Genomic DNA, 1,618 nt, shown 5'->3' on the forward strand with positions numbered 1-1,618 from the left:
GGCAGCGGGAGGTGGTGTCTGGGCCAGCAACCCAGCCGCCGGCAAAGTCAGTGACAGCAGTATCAACAGACGACTGGACCGCATGATGCACCCCATGGCGTTGCGTGGAAGAACCGGCAGTCTATGCCGCCCGATGTGATGGGCCTACTGCTCAGTGCACCGCCGCCGGGCCCGGCACCTGCGCGGTGGCTGCCGCCTGCACCGGGGACGAGGGCAGCGCCAGCAGCGCGGTATCTATTTCCGACAACGGGCTCTCGTCCGGGCAGGTCTCATCCGGGAATCCGAACCGCTGCTTCAACGCCTGGCCACAGGTGTTCACCGCGTCCAGATCGGCACCTTCGGCCTTGCAGTCGCGATCGAAGGCGATCAGGAACGCGTCTTTGCGGCGCACGAAATCATCGCCGCACTTGCGCATCTGCTTGATCCGCTCCAGATCGTCCTGCACCGCGTTGGTGCCATCAAGCCCGAACTGCTTGAGTTCCTCGGCACTGAGCAGACGCACGCTGCGGTTGGGCACGGTCATCATCAGGTCGGCCACCCCCACCGCCACGCCGTTGCGCTGCAGGTAGTCCTTCACGTTGTCATAGACCTCGTGCAGCTCCTTGTTCAACTCCGCACGCGAGGTGGCGGTGGAACTGATCCGCATCATCCGGTGGATACCGACCTTGCCGGCGATCAGACGGTTGTCGCCGGCGGCCAGCACGAACACGCAGGCGCTGTGGCAGATCGAGCCCTCCCGCACCCAGATGGTCCAGCCGGACTCGCCGATGCTGTCGCCGGCCACGATCGCCGCTTCCACCTGGCCGCCGCTGGAATCCAGATCCAGGATGCGCCGGTCGATACCCATCGATTCGGCCACGATCGCCAGCCGCGCCATCAGCGCCGCGAACGTCGGGTTGATCTTGCCGGCATAGCGCACGCGCAGCAGGCCACGCTCCTTGCACGGCGCCAGCGCCGTCTCCATGGCCTGGCGTTCCAGGGTTTCCAGGGCCGCGCCATCGCCGTTTTCACCGGCGTAGTCGGTGTCACAGCTGATCCAGACCCGGTCGTTCTCCAGCGCCACCTCCGGCCAGTCACGGTCCTTGGCCGGCACCGCGACCGGGGCCGGCCGCGGCACATCGGTGACGTTGATCGACACCATATGGTCACCGTCGGACGCCTGCGCCACCGCCGGGTCCGGCAGCGGCTGTTTGTCCTGCTCCTGTGGATTGCAGGCCAGCAGCCCGACACACAACAACGGCGACCACCAGAATCTGGGCAACATGGAGAGCAATCAGGTCCGTGCGACGGCGCAACACGCGCCGGAAAGAGCGGACAGTCTAGTGCGCAAAGCCCCCCGCCCCGCAATCGGGCCTAAACGAGGATTCATCCTCGGCAGCGATGTCCGGAAATGGCCAGTGCCGGTCCCCGCCGCGCCCTAGACTGGGGCCATGCACAACCCCGCCCTGCCCAGCTACGAGCAATGCGAACAGGCGCGTCTGGCCCGCGATGCGCGCTTTGACGGCCTGTTCTATACCGCCGTACGCAGCACCGGCATCTACTGCCGGCCGGTCTGTCCGGCGCCGGTGCCGCACCGTCGCAACGTCAGCTACTTCCCCAGTGCCGCCGCCGCCAGCGC

General features: G+C 66.7%; 2 protein-coding genes. One reads left to right on the top strand and one right to left on the bottom strand.

Features of this window, described 5'->3' with window-relative positions; translation table 11 throughout:
• Positions 1-151: 151 nt before the first annotated feature.
• Positions 152-1,264, bottom strand: a complete 1,113-nt coding sequence (locus JCM9942_RS15450) for a COG3904 family protein (RefSeq protein WP_054660740.1) — start codon at positions 1,262-1,264, stop codon at positions 152-154.
• Between the two features lie 166 nt (positions 1,265-1,430).
• Between JCM9942_RS15450 and JCM9942_RS15455 the strand changes: the two genes are divergently transcribed.
• Positions 1,431-1,618 (top strand): Ada metal-binding domain-containing protein (locus JCM9942_RS15455; protein WP_304941160.1); only part of this gene is annotated, 188 nt, incomplete at its 3' end.

This window comes from Stenotrophomonas pictorum JCM 9942 (assembly GCF_001310775.1).
Classification (GTDB): domain Bacteria; phylum Pseudomonadota; class Gammaproteobacteria; order Xanthomonadales; family Xanthomonadaceae; genus Stenotrophomonas; species Stenotrophomonas pictorum.

What these genes read in the sequence shown, in the direction of transcription:
- JCM9942_RS15450 (WP_054660740.1), bottom strand. Translation starts at nt 1,264, where the DNA reads ATGTTGCCCAGATTCTGGTGGTCGCCGTTGTTGTGTGTCGGGCTGCTG.